The 19,064-nt window shown below is 34.2% G+C and carries 16 protein-coding genes; 4 read left to right on the top strand and 12 right to left on the bottom strand.

Annotated elements, in window-relative coordinates; all coding sequences use genetic code 11:
- Positions 1 to 8: 8 nt before the first annotated feature.
- From ACRHOC_RS11130 to ACRHOC_RS11115, 4 genes are all read right to left on the bottom strand, one after another.
- A complete protein-coding gene (locus ACRHOC_RS11130; protein ID WP_431158715.1) occupies positions 9 to 2,468 on the bottom strand; it encodes a T9SS type B sorting domain-containing protein in 2,460 nt (819 codons plus the stop codon).
- Entirely contained in the window at positions 2,465 to 5,854 is a 3,390-nt protein-coding gene (locus tag ACRHOC_RS11125) for a T9SS type B sorting domain-containing protein (protein ID WP_431158714.1), read from the bottom strand. Before ACRHOC_RS11125 ends, ACRHOC_RS11130 begins: the two co-directional genes overlap by 4 nt.
- Positions 5,855 to 5,961: 107 nt before the next feature.
- Positions 5,962 to 6,789: an ABC transporter permease gene (locus ACRHOC_RS11120; protein WP_431158713.1), complete on the bottom strand. Its 828-nt coding sequence runs from the start codon at positions 6,787 to 6,789 to the stop codon at positions 5,962 to 5,964.
- A gap of 56 nt (positions 6,790 to 6,845) precedes the next feature.
- Entirely contained in the window at positions 6,846 to 7,745 is a 900-nt protein-coding gene (locus ACRHOC_RS11115; protein ID WP_431158712.1) for an ABC transporter ATP-binding protein, read from the bottom strand.
- A 128-nt stretch (positions 7,746 to 7,873) separates the two neighbouring features.
- Between ACRHOC_RS11115 and ACRHOC_RS11110 the strand changes: the two genes are divergently transcribed.
- Positions 7,874 to 8,935 carry a hypothetical protein gene (locus tag ACRHOC_RS11110; protein WP_431158711.1) on the top strand — a complete coding sequence of 354 codons (1,062 nt, stop codon included), beginning with the start codon at positions 7,874 to 7,876 and terminating at the stop codon, positions 8,933 to 8,935.
- A gap of 2 nt (positions 8,936 to 8,937) precedes the next feature.
- Here ACRHOC_RS11110 and ACRHOC_RS11105 read toward each other — a convergent pair whose 3' ends face one another.
- The 5 genes from ACRHOC_RS11105 to ACRHOC_RS11085 form a co-directional block, all read right to left on the bottom strand.
- Positions 8,938 to 9,453 carry an IS1096 element passenger TnpR family protein gene (locus ACRHOC_RS11105; RefSeq protein ID WP_431158710.1) on the bottom strand — a complete coding sequence of 172 codons (516 nt, stop codon included), beginning with the start codon at positions 9,451 to 9,453 and terminating at the stop codon, positions 8,938 to 8,940.
- A 29-nt stretch (positions 9,454 to 9,482) separates the two neighbouring features.
- Positions 9,483 to 10,514 (bottom strand): COX15/CtaA family protein, encoded by a 1,032-nt coding sequence (locus tag ACRHOC_RS11100; protein ID WP_431158709.1) that lies wholly within the window; start codon positions 10,512 to 10,514, stop codon positions 9,483 to 9,485.
- Complete coding sequence (locus tag ACRHOC_RS11095; protein ID WP_431158708.1) at positions 10,514 to 11,932, bottom strand: CCA tRNA nucleotidyltransferase; 1,419 nt, start codon at positions 11,930 to 11,932, stop codon at positions 10,514 to 10,516. Before ACRHOC_RS11095 ends, ACRHOC_RS11100 begins: the two co-directional genes overlap by 1 nt.
- 130 nt (positions 11,933 to 12,062) lie before the next feature.
- Positions 12,063 to 12,980 (bottom strand): polysaccharide pyruvyl transferase family protein, encoded by a 918-nt coding sequence (locus tag ACRHOC_RS11090; protein ID WP_431158707.1) that lies wholly within the window; start codon positions 12,978 to 12,980, stop codon positions 12,063 to 12,065.
- A gap of 4 nt (positions 12,981 to 12,984) precedes the next feature.
- Positions 12,985 to 13,785, bottom strand: coding sequence for a glycosyltransferase family 2 protein (locus tag ACRHOC_RS11085; RefSeq protein ID WP_431158706.1), 801 nt, complete (start codon positions 13,783 to 13,785; stop codon positions 12,985 to 12,987).
- A 69-nt stretch (positions 13,786 to 13,854) separates the two neighbouring features.
- On the opposite strand from ACRHOC_RS11085, the gene ACRHOC_RS11080 reads away from it, so the two are divergent.
- Complete coding sequence (locus ACRHOC_RS11080) at positions 13,855 to 14,613, top strand: lipopolysaccharide kinase InaA family protein (protein WP_431158705.1); 759 nt, start codon at positions 13,855 to 13,857, stop codon at positions 14,611 to 14,613.
- On the opposite strand, the gene ACRHOC_RS11075 is transcribed toward ACRHOC_RS11080, so the two are convergent.
- The gene (locus ACRHOC_RS11075; protein ID WP_431158704.1) at positions 14,610 to 15,371 is read right to left on the bottom strand and encodes a glycosyltransferase family 2 protein; all 762 of its coding nucleotides are present in this window, start codon (positions 15,369 to 15,371) and stop codon (positions 14,610 to 14,612) included. The two genes, ACRHOC_RS11080 and ACRHOC_RS11075, sit on opposite strands and share 4 nt — an antisense overlap.
- 85 nt (positions 15,372 to 15,456) lie before the next feature.
- Here ACRHOC_RS11075 and ACRHOC_RS11070 point away from each other — a divergent pair, with 85 nt between their 5' ends.
- The gene (locus ACRHOC_RS11070) at positions 15,457 to 16,284 is read left to right on the top strand and encodes a glycosyltransferase family 2 protein (RefSeq protein ID WP_431158703.1); all 828 of its coding nucleotides are present in this window, start codon (positions 15,457 to 15,459) and stop codon (positions 16,282 to 16,284) included.
- Here the strand turns inward: ACRHOC_RS11070 and ACRHOC_RS11065 are convergent.
- Together ACRHOC_RS11065 and ACRHOC_RS11060 are read right to left on the bottom strand one after the other, a co-directional pair.
- Positions 16,273 to 17,337, bottom strand: coding sequence for a glycosyltransferase family 9 protein (locus tag ACRHOC_RS11065; RefSeq protein WP_431158702.1), 1,065 nt, complete (start codon positions 17,335 to 17,337; stop codon positions 16,273 to 16,275). The genes ACRHOC_RS11070 and ACRHOC_RS11065 overlap by 12 nt on opposite strands.
- 86 nt (positions 17,338 to 17,423) lie before the next feature.
- On the bottom strand, positions 17,424 to 18,239 hold the full coding sequence (locus ACRHOC_RS11060) for a 2,3,4,5-tetrahydropyridine-2,6-dicarboxylate N-succinyltransferase (protein ID WP_431158701.1): 816 nt from the start codon (positions 18,237 to 18,239) through the stop codon (positions 17,424 to 17,426).
- Positions 18,240 to 18,615: 376 nt separating this feature from the next.
- Here ACRHOC_RS11060 and ruvX point away from each other — a divergent pair, with 376 nt between their 5' ends.
- Positions 18,616 to 19,029, top strand: coding sequence for a Holliday junction resolvase RuvX (ruvX, locus tag ACRHOC_RS11055; protein ID WP_431158700.1), 414 nt, complete (start codon positions 18,616 to 18,618; stop codon positions 19,027 to 19,029).
- Positions 19,030 to 19,064: the final 35 nt, after the last annotated feature.

Below are 19,064 nucleotides of genomic sequence, written 5' to 3'. Positions count from 1 at the left end.
CATTTTTTTTATCGCTTTAATGTGAAGTGTTCTGTAAAGGTTCTACCGTCTTGGAGATTGACTTTAAACCAGTAGTCAGAAGTTGGCATTTTATTACCGTTATAGGTACCATCCCAACCAGGTCCTATAGGATCTAGTTCTTTTAGGAGCTTTCCGTATCTATCGAAGATGAGGATTGAGGTATTAGGCTGAAACTGTTCGGTAATTCCATAGACTTGCCAGAAGTCGTTATTATCATCACCATTAGGTGTAAAAAATTTAGGGAATCCAATAACAGAAACAAGTTCCTCAGTAATACCACAGTTGTTTCTATCTCTTACATAAACGGTGTATAGTCCTGGTTGTACATCACTAAAGACATTACTCTCCTGATAGGGACCGTTAGGATTATCTAAGGCATATTCATAGTCACCTTCTCCCGAGACCAATATTGTTATTGAATTATTTCTTGTAGCATCTATGACTTCAATATCCGTAATAGTTGCAATATTTGAAGGTACTACAGTAATCGTTCTGTCTTTAAAACAACCGTTGGTGTTTGTAACACGTACAGTATAAGTACCTGGTTCGTTAATCTCTATGGTTGTTGTATTTTCACCTGTAGACCAGTCATAACTATAATTGCTAGGAGAATCATTGATGACACCTCCGTCTAAAACAATGGTCTCAGGGAAGAAATTGAGGCAGTAGAGCGTTTCATCTTGCGTTTCGATATTTGGTAATTCAAAAACAGTAAGTTCTACTTCACTGATACCAAAACAGGCATTATCGTTTTCTACCCTTGCATATATAGTCTGATTGTAGGCAACTGTATTGGTAAATGTGCTTCCAAGTGGTTGATTCTCTATCAGAGCATCGTCGTAGGTTTCGTAGTAAACCACATCAAGTCCTACCGGAGCACCAGCTAGTACAATACCATCAGCATCAGTAAGCTGGAAACTAGCAAAACCATCTTCCTCACCATCATCGTCACATACCTGTAGGGTTGCGTTGTTGGTAGCTGTAGCACTGACTTCAAGTGAGATTTCACTAAAGTTGAAACAGCCAGTTACTGGATTAGTCACTCGGGCTACCACAGTTTGAGGATTAATAAAGTTTTCAAAGGCATCTCCGTTAATTGGATTGGTTTCAGCATCAGCATCAGCCTGTGAGAGGTAATAGTCTACTTGTACTTGTGGATTTCCACCTGTAATATCATCTAATAGCTGGTTGATGTTAAAGACTGTAAAGCCCTCAGGAATACCATCTTCGTCACACTGCAATACTGAAACATCATTAGCTTCTGGGATAGGAGCAACTTCAATTCTAAAACTTGTGAAACCTATGCAACCAGAATCGTTATCTACAATTCGGGCATAAATATCTGTGGGAGCCGGTACCGTATTATTATATAATAGTGGTAAAGGAGCATTAGCACTTTCAGCATCAGCAAGACTAGAATAATAAGAAATATCATAGTTTACTGGACCAATATTTTCCGTAATTTCTTGAGATTTAATATTAAAATCAAAAGTTGCTAGTCCATTGGTCTCATCACCGTCAGAATCGTCATCACAAACTATAAATAAATCAGGCTGATTAAAGTTGGTTAAGGCAGATACATTAATATCGAATTCATTTAAAATAAAACAGCCAGTGGTTGTATTCTCAATTCTAATGAATACTGTTTGAGTTAATGGAAAACTATTAAATATATCTCCTAATGGGTTAATATTAATATTAGCATCATTTTCTGTTGTATGATAGCTTACGGCTATATCACTTTCGCCATTAATAATATCCTGAGTCATTGTACTTAAGTCAATTTCCGTAATAAAATCATTGTATGGTGGTTGACCGTCACAAACGTCTAAATCTGGAAGTTCGGTAACAAACGGACTACTTAATAATGGATTTGTTGGATTATCAGGAAATGTTGCTGTACCTGTCCATTCTAGTGAAAAAGGGCTATTACCTATCGGTCTATCAATTACGATAAAATAAGACTCGCCAGCGAGCGCATCAATAGCACTAACAAAACTATTACCGTTTGGACCAGGACCTTCAGCAGTATCCACTTCATTGGTGCTTAGACCTGTTAAATTATTACCTTGGTTTGCAGCAGACGGATTAGTTGTAGAACAACGAATTGCCTGCCCAATATTTCCGCAAGTTACATTTGGTCCAAAAATGAAAAAATCATAATCCTCATTAATATTGGTGCTACCAGGAGTGAGGGTAAATGCAAGTGTACCGTCGTTAGCAATATTTACTTGTAACCAAATACTATTATTTTCTTGACTTGAGCATGTGTTAGATCCAGATAGTTCTTGCGTTCCAATACCACTTACATCCAAACTTAAACTTGAATTACCACAAATGGTAATTATATTTTGACAATCATTAGGTTCTTGTGCAATGCTACTAGTTATAACAAAGGCACATAGCAAAAAGAATATAAAATACTTTAATGGGACTTTTAAAATCATCTTTTAAGTGTAAAATGGCTTGTAAAGGTTCTACCGTCTTGGAGATTGACTTTAAACCAGTAGTCAGAAGTTGGCATTTTATTACCGTTATAGGTACCATCCCAACCAGGTCCTATAGGATCTAGTTCTTTTAGGAGCTTTCCGTATCTATCGAAGATGAGGATTGAGGTATTAGGCTGAAACTGTTCGGTAATTCCATAGACTTGCCAGAAGTCGTTATTATCATCACCATTAGGTGTAAAAAATTTAGGGAATCCAATAACAGAAACAAGTTCCTCAGTAATACCACAGTTGTTTCTATCTCTTACATAAACGGTGTATAGTCCTGGTTGTACATCACTAAAGACATTACTCTCCTGATAGGGACCGTTAGGATTATCTAAGGCATATTCATAGTCACCTTCTCCCGAGACCAATATTGTTATTGAATTATTTCTTGTAGCATCTATGACTTCAATATCCGTAATAGTTGCAATATTTGAAGGTACTACAGTAATCGTTCTGTCTTTAAAACAACCGTTGGTGTTTGTAACACGTACAGTATAAGTACCTGGTTCGTTAATCTCTATGGTTGTTGTATTTTCACCTGTAGACCAGTCATAACTATAATTGCTAGGAGAATCATTGATGACACCTCCGTCTAAAACAATGGTCTCAGGGAAGAAATTGAGGCAGTAGAGCGTTTCATCTTGCGTTTCGATATTTGGTAATTCAAAAACAGTAAGTTCTACTTCACTGATACCAAAACAGGCATTATCGTTTTCTACCCTTGCATATATAGTCTGATTGTAGGCAACTGTATTGGTAAATGTGCTTCCAAGTGGTTGATTCTCTATCAGAGCATCGTCGTAGGTTTCGTAGTAAACCACATCAAGTCCTACCGGAGCACCAGCTAGTACAATACCATCAGCATCAGTAAGCTGGAAACTAGCAAAACCATCTTCCTCACCATCATCGTCACATACCTGTAGGGTTGCGTTGTTGGTAGCTGTAGCACTGACTTCAAGTGAGATTTCACTAAAGTTGAAACAGCCAGTTACTGGATTAGTCACTCGGGCTACCACAGTTTGAGGATTAATAAAGTTTTCAAAGGCATCTCCGTTAATTGGATTGGTTTCAGCATCAGCATCAGCCTGTGAGAGGTAATAGTCTACTTGTACTTGTGGATTTCCACCTGTAATATCATCTAATAGCTGGTTGATGTTAAAGACTGTAAAGCCCTCAGGAATACCATCTTCGTCACACTGCAATACTGAAACATCATTAGCTTCTGGGATAGGATTAATTATTAAATTAAAACTCCTTGTACTGAAACATGTTGTGTTTAGAGTATTCTCAGCTCTTATAAAAATAGTTTCATTAAAAGGTGTAGTATTTGTATAGTCAACAGGTAAAGGTGCATTATTCATCTCAGCATCTTCAGCTGTAGTGTGAAACGTTACATCAATCTCAGATGCATTTTGAGATCCTAGTAATATAGGTAACAATGAATTTAGGTCTATCTCGGCAATACCATCGGTTGGATCACCAAAGCTATCACAAAATATTTCATCATCGATAGTAGCTATCTGAGGTGTATTAAAAACTTGTAGTTCAAATGAGTTTAGATCATAACAATTTGGGTTGTCCACATTGTCAACTCTAACGATAATTGTTTGAGGGTTTGATGTATTAACAAATGGAAAAGTAATCTCGTTTTCACGTGCAACAGCATTCTCTGGAGTAGTATAGTAACTGACGAAAAATTGATTTGGGTCTTGACTCTGTAAAGCCTCCTGATCTTTATCATTGAAGGTGAATGTCGCAAAACCATCATTTCCTACATCATCACAAGCAGATACATCCAATAAGGAATTTGCGATTGGGACTTCAAAAATTCCAACTACAGCACTACCTTCGATGGGACATTCTCCATTATTTGGTTCAATAAAAACTTCATAAAAACCAGGTGTATCCACAAACAATTCATGTTGATTGCTATCTGGAATTGGAACGCCATCGAAAGACCAAACATAATCAGCTCCAGGTATTTCATCGGCTTGAAGCGTGTAACTTTCTCCAGTACAAAGTCTCAATTCTGTTGTACTTATTCCATTTCTAATGATATCTGTTTGAGAATTGAATAAGGATTGGATGAATGGAGGTAATCCTATGCGACTAGTATTTAATCCTATCGGATTAGTACTTAGAAATACACCTTGTTCATTATAAATAATATCACTTCCATCTGCCTCAGGATTTTCTATTACACCTAAGTATCTAGACACATTGTTATCACCGTTAAAACTAAATTGAGCTCTGTAAATACGACGATCTATACCAAGTTGAAGAGCACCTGCACTTATGGTATTTGAAGAATGAACAACTTGTAATGAATTAGGAATATCCGCACTTTCTAAATCCCACTGTAAAACTTGGCTAGGTCCTCCACCCATTGCACCAGCTCCAACGGTTGCATAGACCTTTCTGTTTTCGGCAGAAAACTCAACACCATAAGGACTATTATTGTTTTGAGCACTATATAATTCTGTAGGATTAGATACAATACCAGTATCATTATTAAAATCGAAAAGATAAATTCCTCCACCAGCATCTTCACCAAGTAATGTAGATTCACCAAAATTTGCTGATACCAGTTTGGTACCATCAGGAGAAGCTTTTAGATAGCCTAGAGCATTTCGGCGATAACCTTCCACTGGAATATCTGGTCCTACGGTTGAGGTTACAGGCGTTGTATTAACACCATTTTCATCAATTTTAAAGGCATAAAACGTATCACCAAAATGGGTTAAAACCCAAAATGATGAACAATCGTCAGCCCGAACGGCCGTGATTTTTTCAGAACATTTTAATTGACTTTCTAAAGGATCGGAGGTATCATAAGTAACTAAGGCCACATTCTTTTCAACAGCATCAACAGCACCCAGACCACCATCATCTAAAATGTTAATTCTGGAGTACATAAAGCCATCATTCACACCATCGTTAGCACTCATATTAGGAAAAGATGAAGTATTAAAATGATGTGGCTCATCAACCGTAAACAGGTAATAAAAATCTGGATCTTGTGGTTTTGGTACGATAAGTCCTGATGATGTACTAGAATCATCGCCTCTTAATCCAGTACCATTGAGCATAATTTGATGATTACGATTCCATATCGTACTGCCATCTGAATAAAAAAGAAGATTTCCGTCTTCGTCAGAAATTGAAGTACAGCCTTCTAAGGTATTAAGCTGACCATCGGTTACTGCAGTAACGGTTCCTTGATCTGCATCAAATCGTACACCAGCATTTTGTCCAAAATACCAATAAGAAGCTTCATTTTGTGCCTCTAAGTGCAATGACAAAACTAATAAAACAATAAAACAGATTATTCTTTTCATAACATCTTTGGTGCACAAGACACAACAACATACTTCAGAACATAAAACTCAAAAGCTTTAGTCTTAGTATGTTGGGTTTTTTTTAATAGCAATGGCTATCAAAGATATTATAAATCTCTCTTTTTTAATAATCGATAAGATAAAAAGATGAAAAGAGCGGTCCATCCTAGGACAATCAAAATTTCATACCAGTGCACAGCGTAGTCATATGCGATATCTGTTTTCTCTGGAAATTTAGTCATTACGATACGTTGGATAGGCTGATCTATTAATTTGTACATGGATTCTAAAGGTAAAAAGTTTTTAACTTTAAACGCACTATCGGCATTTCCAAAAGCCTCATACGCACCCCAAAATATCAGCCATTCAAATATGTAAAGTACAAATAGGAATCCTAAGGCAAACGCAGAACGCTTTAGAAGCATTCCAAAGAATAGACATAAACTGAAAAAACCAACAAGCTTTACAAAATAGGCTAACAAAAATTCAACTTCTCTGAAGATAATTGCAGCCTCTGTATAGCTAGAATAGTAAAGTCCAATAATGAATGTTGCAAAACCAATTAATACTGTGGCACAAAGAGAAAAGAAAACAATGGTGTAGAATTTAGATAGAATAAATTCCTTTTTACTTAGACCATCAATTAAGTTCTGTTTTAGTGTTTTATTACTGTATTCATTACCAATCATACTCACCACGACAATGGCAAAGAAAAACTTAAAGTATGAAGCGAAGAAGGTCGTAATATGCCATATAATTGGGAAATTAAAAATCCCCAATTCACCTAACTCTAAAGTAAAAAATCCAAAGAAATTAATTTTTATCGATGATAAAACGAGTACTGTGAATGGCAATATAAATGACACAAAAATTAATATACGACTCACTTTATTAAGCCATAATTTTTGTAATTCTAATTTGATAAGACGTAGCATAGGTTTTGATTGGTTTTGTTTCAATATAAGAACTATTGAAACTGTTTTTTAATTGATTATTGATTATCGGTTAGCTGTAAGAATTGTTCTTCGAGACTTTCTTTTCGTTTTACTAAGTGTGATAAAACAATTCCTTTATTAAACATTAATTGATTAAAATCTGAAGCTGACATTGGCTCATTTAAGAATCCTGTTATTAGATCTTCTTCAACTTTTACATTTCCAAAACTTTCATGGTTTTCTAAAATGGAGATTAATTCCTCTTTTTTATCAGATTTCAATTCAAAAAATCCGTGACTGCTTATCATTTCATCGACTCTTCCAGAGTACAGCTTTTCGCCTTTACGAAGTACGACTACATGTGAGCATACTTTTTCTACTTCATCCAATAAGTGCGATGCCAGAAGTATTGTGGTACCGTCTTTGGCAATCTCTTTAATGATTTGTCTTATTTGATGAATACCTTGTGGATCAAGACCATTAGTAGGTTCATCAAGTATTAATATTTCAGGATCATTGAGAAGGGCAGAGGCGATAGCTAATCGTTGTTTCATACCCAGTGAATAGGTCCTAAATTTATGATCTTTCCTATCTAGTAAGCCTACAACCTCTAGCTTTTCTTCAATCTTACTTTCATCTACGCCTTTAATTCTGCAGACCAATTTTAAGTTTTGTTCTGCCGTCATATACGGATAAAAATTAGGACGTTCGATTATGGCTCCTACTTGCTTTAAAGCATCGTGTGTGGTGATATCGCCATCGAACCAATGGAAATCACCACTTGTTTTATTTACAACATTAAGGACTATGCCTAATGTAGTTGATTTACCACTACCATTGGGTCCTAGGATACCGTAAACATTGCCCTTGTTTATAGTGAAACTTAAATCTTTGACTGCAGTTAAATAGCCAAACTTTTTAGTAAGATTATTAATAGATAAAATTGGTTGTTCCAAAACAGATTGGTTTTAATAATTGATTGATTTAGTTGATTCTGATTACAGTCAGAACTATTGGTTATGAAGGTAAGACGAGTCACCTAGAAATTTGTTACAATTTTAATTAAAAGGTTTAATTTTAGACTATGGCAGACGATGTAAAAATTTCTAAAAAGAAACCTTCTTATCCTGTTTCGAAAAATCTAGATTCTTATTTGTCGGAGTATAGAAGAAACATGGATTTACCGATTGTATATTCAGACTTGTTGCGCTTTCAAGGATCAGTTGTGGTTTATGATGAAAAAGACCAAGATACACTTTGGATAAGAGTATACTACAGTGACACAGATCGGGATGAAATAGATCACAGTTTAAAGAAAGTTTATTCAGAATTAATTTCGGATGGAGGCGATTGGATCTTAAAATATTTAAATGTTGATGCAATAGATTATTGCACCTTTGGAAATTCAAAACCATTTCGAATTAAAGTTAGAAATATCCTTAATGATAACTACACCTATTTCTATGTGAAAAAGGCAGATGCGTCAAGAATTTATGGTCTTGAATTAGAACATATGCTCTCACCTTATAATTTAAACTTTTTGGTTTGCAAGGATACTTTAATTGAAGAACATATAGCCGGAATTCCCGGAGATGAGTTTATTAAAAACAGTTTAGATAATTGTTCTGAGTCTGAAAAAGCCCAAATTGCCAAGGAATTTGTAAAATTCAATGAACGCTGCACTATTAGACTATTAGGAGATATGCGTTCTTACAATTATGTTATAGTACCAATTCACGATTTCGATCATGTTGTCTTTAAAATAAGAGCCATTGATTTTGATCAGCAATCCTTCGAAGGGAAACTAAAAATTTACATGCCACAATTCTATAAGGAGAATAACAAAATGGTAGAAATGGTCCAAAATAAAATTCAAAATGAATCCATTGAACAGTATAGAATTGAGGAACGCTCAATTGTAGCAAAAAGAATTATTAGTTTTAAAGAACGTCTGAACTCCTTACTAAAATGCATGGAATCAGACGAACTCTCATTATCGAAAAATGTTGATAATCTAAAGGAAGAAATATATAACTATACCTTAGATAAGACTTTTAGACAAAGTAAGTCTATGGGAGAAATTGTAAAATCAACTTTAGATTTTGTGAAGCGTAATTATGAAAATGTTAGTACTAAAGTAATGTAAATTTAGTTCCAATTTTCATCAAAATCTAAATCACCGTAGTCATCTACATCTATGCCATCCTCAAATTCATTGAAGGCATCATCTTGGTCAGCTTCAAATACCTTTTCAGGTGCTTCATCAGGTATTTGCCCATGGACAAACATTAAATTAGGATAGTCTGTTCCTTGAGTCTCCTCAACAATTTCTGCTAGCTCAACGTAAAACGTCCACATACTTAAAAAATCGTAGACGTAAATTAATTTAGGTGAGGCTTCATGCGCAACATCTTTGATAATAGTTTCATTCATTACGCGCACTTCATTACCTGCTTCACTCATATCAAACATGGCAATTTCTTCACCTTGGTTCCATTCATCATCACTGATATAAAACGACGCCATTTCCATACCATTAAAACCAAAAGATTGCGTAATTATGTTATGAAGATCTTCCATAGTATCCGTTTCACGGATTTCTAAATCTCTAAAAACATCCTCATCTGTATCGTTATCTAATATGACTCTGAATCTATATATCATAAGATTAAATTATGGCGTAAATATAAAACTTAATTAGAAGCAACTAGTGCTTTGGTTTTTGTAGTTTCTAACAAAATGTAAAACTGAATTCCTATGAGAATTGTTGCAATTACCAAATGCAGAGGTTGCGAAGAAAATGGGAAATTAAAGTAATACATAGCAATACCAGTTGCGACCTCAATTCCTAAACACAACATCACAAAATTGAGTTTACTATAACCAAGATTTAATTTTTTATTCCTGAAGTAAAGGAAACCATTTAATAATACTACAGCAATTGATAAGCTTCGGTGTACATAAAATTTGATCGGCGCTATTGTGGTGATGTCCCAGTTAAAATAACCAAATAGCTTATTTTGAATATCTACAAATTGACGTACTTGTGTACCTAATACTATTTGCACTAGCGTTAAGATAATTGCCACAATAAGGATATTCTTGAAAAGCGCATCGCTTGTCTTAAGCTTAAATTCTGATCTTGAATTAAAAATAAGATAAAGGAGAATGGCAACAATAACTAATGCCATGACCATATGAATGGTTATTTTATATGGCGCTAAGTTTGAATCGACCACAGTTTTGCCTAACCAGGCTTGAAAGGCCATTGCGAAAACCGTAATTATTGATAACATCAAAAACCGCTTCCGATCTTTCCATAACCATATTGACATGATAGTGAAAATGAGTATGGGTAGACCAGAGAGAGCTCCTATTAATCTATTAATATACTCTACCCATGTGTGTCGCGGGTTGAATATGGCATAATCATGAGCAGTGTAGGGTTCCCAGTTAGATAAATCTAATTTGTTACCCGACTTGAAATCGGCCTTAGCCACTTGTAAGGCTTCATCGACAATAATGACAATACCTTTTTTATATTCGAAGTTTGCCTTAAACTGTAAATCTGAAATATCTGTTGGTGGAATATAATACCCAAAACATTTTGGCCAATCTGGACAGCCCATACCGGAGCCAGTCATACGCACAACCGCACCAGCACATATAACTAGATATACTAATACCAATGCAATTTTTACAGTTCTTCTGTATCTTCTCTTCATCAATTCTCTACTGGTTTTAGACCTAATGCTTTTCCTTTTTCTAACATTAATGCAAAAGCCGATTCATGTTCATTTGGAATATCACCTTCTAAAATGGCTTCCTTAATGGCTTCCTTTATAATCCCAATTTCCTTTGACGGTTTTAAATCGAAGGTTTTCATTATTTCTTCTCCTGAAACAGGAGGTTGAAAATTTCTAACATGATCTCTAGCCTCTACTTCGACAATCTTATCCCTTACTATTTTGAAATTATTGTGATACTTTTCAAATTTTCGAGGATTTTTAGTGGTAATATCTGCTTCACAAAGCGTCATAAGATCGTCTACATAATCTCCTGCATCAAATACCAATCGTCTTATTGCAGAATCTGTGACATCTGTAGCAAGTACAATTGGACGCGAACTCATTAATACCATTTTTTGTACAAACTTCATTTTATCATTCAATGGCATACGTAGACGTTTAAAGAGTTTGTACACCATTTTAGAGCCAACAAATTCATGCCCATGGAAAGTCCATCCCACTTTATCACTAAATTTTTTGGTTGGTGCTTTACCTATATCATGAAGCAGTGCAGCCCATCGTAACCAGAGATTATCAGTGGTTTTACTTATGTTATCAACTACTTCTAGTGTATGATAAAAATTGTCTTTATGACGTTGTCCTTCTTTTTCGTCTATTCCTTTAAGCGCTGTTAATTCAGGTAGAATAAATTCTAAAAGACCTGTTTTCTCTAAAAGCTTAAAACCAATTGATGGTTTATTACTCTCAAGAATTTTGTGGAGTTCTACAACGATACGCTCCTTAGTTATAATTTTAATACGATGGTTATTTTCTGAGATTGCCTCTAAGGATGCTTGTTCGATTTTAAAATTTAATTGCGTTGCAAAACGAATCGCGCGCATCATCCTTAAAGGATCATCACTATATGTGATATTTGGCTCTAAGGGTGTTCTGATTATTTTATTTTCTAAATCAGAAATACCATCAAAAGGATCTAATAATTCACCATAATTGTCTTTATGTAGACTCAATGCCAGTGCATTAATGGTAAAATCTCGTCTATTTTGGTCATCTTCTAAGGTTCCGTTTTCAACAACTGGATTTCTGCTGTTTTCATTATAACTTTCCTTCCGAGCTCCAACGAATTCGATTTCTAAATCTTCAAACCTTAGCATTGCCGTACCATATGTTTTAAAGACTTTTACTTTTGGTCTATTAGGCAATAAGCTAGATACTGTGTTTGCCAATTCTATACCGCTTCCTATAGCCACTATATCAATATCTTTGGCATCACCTCTTTGTAATAGAAAATCTCGAACAAAACCACCAATAACATAACTTTCAATGCCCAATTTGTCTGAAGCATCGGCTACGTATTTAAAGATATTATGTTGAAGGGCTTCCTTGAAATTCATAAGATGATGAACTAAATTCTAGTCCATGTTTTGAGTATTAAAAGTGTCAATAATTTGGTTTTGCAAAGATAAGACAAGCCACAACTATGCACAAACCTAGAACCATCAAATTATAGTAGAAGTGATGGTGCTACAGGTTGAAATAATCAAAAGCCTTTTCAGCAAATTTTAGATTTATCTCTCGGCATTCCTCTAATACACCTGTGTAGGATTGCGCCTTATGTAAATCATTAGTGAAATCTTCGAATGTTGTAATTACCGACTTATACTTAAAATCATAGAATTTTGAGGTAGTAGGCACAACCAAAGTCTTCTTGCCAAGTAAAATAGCCCAATACATAGCGTGGTAACTGTCGGTCACAATTATATTTGATTTTCCAATAAAAGAAATCATTTCTTCGAGATTAGTTGTGTTTGATGTAAATGGAAAATCATCTAATTTATTGACTAAACTCTTATTGTTCTTAATTGTTTTTTTTCCGTAGAGTAAGCCAATTTCTTGGGTTTCAGTAAATGATTTGTCAAAAATAGGATTAAGGCAACTTACGCAAGGTACCCATTCCGTATCCATGCTAAAATCTCTGGTGCCAACTAAACCAAATTTTTTAAGGTCAACATTATATCTTGATACGTTACCAAATTTTGATCTGTCTTTTTCATTATGCCCAGGTCCCCAAACAACGGTTTTTTTTCCTCTAGAACTTAGCTCTTCAAATAATTCTAATTGTCTTTTAAAGTATTTTATATTAAATAGGCCACCACCACCAATAATTAAACTGTTATTAGAAACCTCATTTATCCAGTTACTCGTCACCTCTTTTTTTAGATTTCTCATACCCAAGATATCTAAATATTTACCATTTAGCTCTTTAAAATAAAGATGAGGCGCGCAATAATAATCACCAACATTATTTTTATCGTATCTATGAATATTTATAACATCATTATCCTGTTGAGGTGTCTTTAAAACTTTTCTGGCAATTCTTTCTTTACGTTCATCGCCATCTACAATGGGTAAAAATTTACCTATGATTTTTTTGAGAGACATTTATTTATAAGTATTGTTCAACACCAAAGGGAATGTGAGTAATTTTATTTTTGGTGGTATTATCCTCTATTTCTCTATTGAGATGTATATGGTCTTTAGATTGTTCTTTATGATAAATATGATAAGCTAATCCTCTATATTTTAATCGCTTTCCTTTAACACCAATATTCAATAATCGTTGGATCATCTCGCTATCATCAATTCCCCAGCCCACAAGTTTTTCGTTAAATCCATTTACTTTAATAAAATCTTCTCTCCAGAAGGACATATTACAACCCCTCAACTTTGAAGATCTTTTATCTTGTTTTTTATAAAAATTTGATAGAAACGGAATTCTTAGTGTTCTGCCACGCTTTTTAATCCCTTTTGAGAAGAAGTTGAATTTAGTTTGCTTCTTTTTAAATAGCTCATCAAGATAACTCTCTTGGATATTTACCCTACTTCCATATAGAAATGTATTCTTTCTGGCCATTTCTAGATGATCCTTAATAAAATCTTTATGCATTATGATATCACCATCAATTTCAACGATATAATCATATTGCGCTTTTGCAATGGCCTTATTCATTATTTTGGGCTTCTGATTTTTATTGTCTTCATGCCAAACATGAATAATAGGGACAGGACTATTTTCTTTAAAACGTTCTATAAGTTCTTTAGTCTCCTGTCTAGATCCATCATCTGCAATTATTATTTCGTTTGGGAGTCTACTTTGATTTAAAGCACTTATGAGTAGTAGTTCTAGAGCTTCTGGCCAATTATAAGTTGGTGTTACTAAACTGCAGTTGGGAATTTTTCTGGACATCTTAATTTTATTCAGATCAAAATTAACTATTTAAACTTATTTTTGTTGATCTACAAGATGGATTTTTAAATGAAAAAGGTAATTGCCGAACAGTTTGAATCTAAAACAAAAAGCCTAGACGAAATTATTGAGTTTTTTGATACTCGAGGTGAAGGCTTTGGCCAACAAGACAGAAATTCATTAAAACTATTTGATTTAGACGGTAAAACCATAAATGTAAAATCATTTAGGGTGCCTAATCTAGTTAATCAGGTTGCTTACCGGTTTTTGAGAAAAAGCAAAGCGCAACGATCTTTTGAATACGCAAATAAATTACTAGAGCTAGGAGTAGGCACACCACAGCCTATTGCTTTTTATGAATTTTCAAGTCTATTTTTATTTAAAAAGAGTTACTACATTTCACAACAGCTACAGCCAGATTTAACTTATAGAGAGTTAACCACTGATTTAAATTATCCCAATCATGAAGAAATATTAAGAGCTTTTACAAAATTTACCTTTGAGCTTCATGAAAAAGGCATAAACTTTTTAGATCATTCTCCAGGTAACACTTTAATTAAGAAAGAGGATAAAGGCTACTCATTTTTTTTGGTAGATTTAAATAGAATGGAGTTTAAAACTATGAGTTTTGAGGCGCGTATACACAATTTTAGTCGTCTTACGATTCATAAATCCATGGTTGAAATTATGAGTGATGAATATGCCAAATGCATCAACGAACCTTATGAAAAAGTGTTTAAGTTAATGTGGGATGTCACTCAAAATTTTCAGAAAAAATATCGTGCTCGTAGAAATCTCAAGAAGAAACTTAAGTTCTGGAAACGTTAACTTTTATTGCGATAAAGCTCCCTGAGTTTAGAATACTTTAAAAATGTAAGATTTGCAGTTTGCACACAGATTACGAAGCCGTTATAACCATCTAAAAAACCTAGTCTTAAGAAATAAGCTTTAAAAAATGCCCAGCTTGGATTCCAAAGGGTTTTCCAGATTGTAGCTTTCTTTCCTAAGTCATAATAAGCTTGAGCTGATATACTTGAAAAATGCTCAATTTTTTGGTTGAACTCAGAGTAAGTCTGATAAGTTTTATGCAGTATATCTCCCTTTAGTTTACCAGTCTTTGCTTTTTTATCAAATAACGCAATACTATCATGTGGATTTATTCCTTCCCACTGCGCTTTTCTTCTATCAAAAACACGTAATTTTTTATTTGGATACCAATCGGAGTGTTTAATCCATTGCCCACAAAAATTATTAAATCTATTCGCATAGTACCCATCAAATTTCCAATTAGGCTTAAGCTTTATAATAGATTCTTGTAATTCTTTAGATAACGACTCATCGCCATCTAGCGATACCACCAAGTCATGACTGGCTTGCTGTAAGGCAAAATTCTTTTGTTCTATATAGCCTAAAAATTCCTGCTCAATAAATTTGACATTATACTTAAGGCATATTTCCTTAGTCTTATCCGTGGAATAAGAATCTACAACAACAATTTCATCAACTACCGCACTCAATGACTTCAAGCAGGTCTCTATGTAGCGTTCTTCGTTGTATGTAATAATTACTCCAGATAATTTTAGCATCGGGTAGTTTTCTTTGCCGGTAAAAATAGTACTTTTAGTATTTCACACAAAGCTTTAATTTTGTAACGCAAAAGTTAGATAAACCATGCAGAAACCGGAAATTTCAATTATAATAAGTACTTACAATTCTGAGGATTGGTTAGAAAAAGTGATGTGGAGTTACGAAGCTCAAAGTTTTAAAAACTTTGAGATGGTTATCGCGGATGATGGATCTAAACAGCCAACTTTTGATTTAATTGAAAAAATGAAATCTTTGGTGAGTTATCCTATTATTCACGTTTGGCATGAAGATAATGGTTTTCAAAAATCGCAAATACTCAATAAAGCGATTTTAGCTTGCAATGCAGATTACATATTAATGAGTGATGGAGACTGTATGGCAAGAGCAGATTACGTTCAAGTCCATATAGATAAGCGTGAAGCAGGTTATTTTTTATCTGGAGGCTATTTTATGTTGCCAATGGAAATTTCAAAATTGATAACGAAGGATGATATTTTAAGCCAACGTTGTTTTAATGTAAAATGGCTCAAAACTCACGGATTAAAGTCTTCCTTCAAAAATAATAAGCTTACAGCAAAAGGATTTAAAAGCCAATTTTTAAATACCATAACACCGACTAATGCCAGCTGGAATGGTCATAATGCATCTGGTTGGAAGAAAGATATTGTGGCCGTCAATGGATTTGATGAACGCATGCAATATGGTGGGCAGGATAGAGAATTGGGTGAACGTTTATTTAATTTTGGTATTAAGTCTAAGCAAATTCGTTATAGTGCTGTTTGTCTTCATTTGGATCATCCAAGAGGCTATAAAACCAAAGACTCTATCGATAAGAATCTTAAGATAAGAGCCTATACAAAATCAAATAAAGTTTCTAAAACACCTTACGGAATAGAGAAGTTAGTGGAGTAAATCAATAAATTCTTTAAGTACTCCTTTGATTAATTCAGGTTTGAATTTTTGATATAATTTTTCTGATTCTTTCTTTAATCCTTTATGGTGTTTTGTATTTGAATAAACTTCAGGATGATAATCTTTAAGATGTACTGACACGTGTTTTTTATTATCATCAAACATGTTCCAAGAATCTTTATTAATCCATGGTGAAAATATTGTGAATGTTGGTACATAAAGTGCTTTTGCCATATTTGTTGCACCCCCTTCATTTCCAATAAGCGCATTGCAACTTGCAGTCAGCATTAAAAATTCCCTTAAACTCTTACCAAAGACATCTAGAAAGATTTGATTTTGAGTTTTTTCATTACAAAGATCATAAACTGCTTTGGCTTCATTGATTTGCTTTGGGATATAATTGAATAGTATCTGCGCGTCCTTATTACAATCAATGATTAAATCAATGATTTTAGCCATGTATGGAAGAGGGTAGGTTTTATTTTCACTGCTACCCAAGACACCTATCATAAAGATGGGTTTGTTTAGATCGAGTCCACCAGCTTTTATGATAGATTTTCCCTTTTCAATTTCCTCCTCTGTAAGATATATTTTGGGTTTTAGAGCTTCTGTATATATACCTAGTGGACTTAAAAGTTTTAATCGGTTTTCTATTGCCAGACCAGCATTAGTTGTTGGTTCTTTCTCTTCAACAATAGTATCTGTGTATAAAAATGAGGTATACCACTTCCGTTTGGAAATTCTTGTTTTTGCTTTGGAATAATAGGTAATAATATTGCTCGAGGTTTTGGAGTAGACATCAATTACTACATCATAGTTTTGGTGGCGTAGTGATTTGGCAAATGAAATCACATTTTTAAAACTATCCTCATGATGTTGCGTAAAGAATTGACATTTATCAATAAATGGATTTCCTTCGACCACAGGATGCGTGTGTGAATTGATTAGGTAATGTAATTCAGACTTAGGATACTTCTTTTTGATGGCTTCAAAAAGAATGGTCGATGTTAGTACATCGCCAATCATTTTCTGTTGAATAATGAGGACCTTCATAATAGAATTTCAAAGTATAAATAAAAAAAGCCAATATCCAAAACTAATCGCAAAGGAACTGGCTTTTATCTTCTTTTTGATGAAGGCTAGACTGCCACGTTATATTCTCTTAGTGCATCATTTAACGATGTCTTCTTATCTGTGCTTTCTTTACGCTTACCAATAATTAAGGCACATGGTACTTGGTATTCTCCAGCGGTGAATTTTTTGGTATAACTACCAGGAATTACTACAGACCGTGCTGGGACCCTACCTTTCATCTCAACAGGTTCATCACCCGTTACATCAATAATTTTTGTACTCATTGTCAATACCACATTGGCGCCAAGAACAGCTTCTTTTTCTACACGCACACCTTCAACAACAATACAGCGACTTCCTATAAATGCACCATCTTCTATAATTACTGGTGCGGCTTGTAGCGGTTCTAAAACACCACCAACACCTACACCTCCAGATAGGTGTACATTTTTACCAATTTGAGCACAGCTACCTACAGTAGCCCAAGTGTCAACCATTGTTCCTTCATCTACGTAAGCACCAATATTAACATAACTCGGCATCATAATAACACCACTAGAAATAAAGGCACCATGTCGTGCAACAGCATGAGGTACAACTCTAATTCCCTTTTCTTTATAATTTCTCTTTAGTGGAATTTTATCATGGTATTCAAATATGCCAACTTCAAAGGTTTCCATTTTTTGAATTGGAAAATAGAGAACTACAGCTTTCTTTACCCATTCATTAACTTGCCAGCCATTTTCAATAGGTTCTGCAACACGTAAGTCTCCTAAATCAATTAGGTTTATGACTTCTTTAATTGCGTTTATTGTGTTTTCCTCAGTTAGTAAGGAACGATCATTCCAGGCGTTTTCTATGATAGATTGTAATGCTTTCATCTTTATTTTTTCAAAAAATTAAAGTGCAAAGATACGGTCATATAAAGGGTCATAAAAAATATTTATTAAAAATTGTGACCACTTATAATATTGGGTGTCTTATAAATGTTAAATCGAGGATAACTACATGAGAGTATATCTGAGAATTTAATTAATAGCTAATTACGAAAACTCCTCTCCCCGCTTTTTGAGGAGTTTTCTTTTTTTAACACATAATAAATGTGACCTACTTAAAACTTTGGTGTCTTATCAATAATTAACGACATGATTTATTTAAATGAGGGAAATATAATCATAGATTAATTGATAGCTTAATTTAAAACGCTTCTGTGATATGAAGCGTTTTTTTATTTATTGCGTTGTACCTTTGTAACATATGGGAAGAATACTAGCCATTGATTACGGAACAAAGCGAACTGGGATAGCTGTTACAGATGAACTTCAGATAATAGCATCTGGTCTTACTACTGTGGCAACGCCAGAGCTTTTGGATTTTCTTAAGGACTATTTAGAGAAGGAAAATGTTGATAAAATTGTTGTTGGTGAACCAAAACAGATGAATAATACAGCATCCGAAAGTGAAGTGTACATTAAGACGTTTCTAAAGAAATTGACTAAAGCAATACCACATATTACAATTGAACGTGTTGACGAGCGTTTTACTTCTAAAATGGCATTTCAAACTATGATAGACAGTGGTTTGAAGAAAAAACAAAGAAGGAATAAAGCCCTTGTTGATGAAATCAGTGCTACACTCATATTACAGAGTTATTTGGCTTCACAATCTTAAATAAGAATTGTACTTTTGCTCCCGAAATTAAAGAA

Source organism: Winogradskyella poriferorum, assembly GCF_050618035.1.
Classification (GTDB): domain Bacteria; phylum Bacteroidota; class Bacteroidia; order Flavobacteriales; family Flavobacteriaceae; genus Winogradskyella; species Winogradskyella poriferorum_A.
Note: the sequence above shows the minus strand (reverse complement) of the source record. Positions and strands in the feature narration are given on the sequence as shown.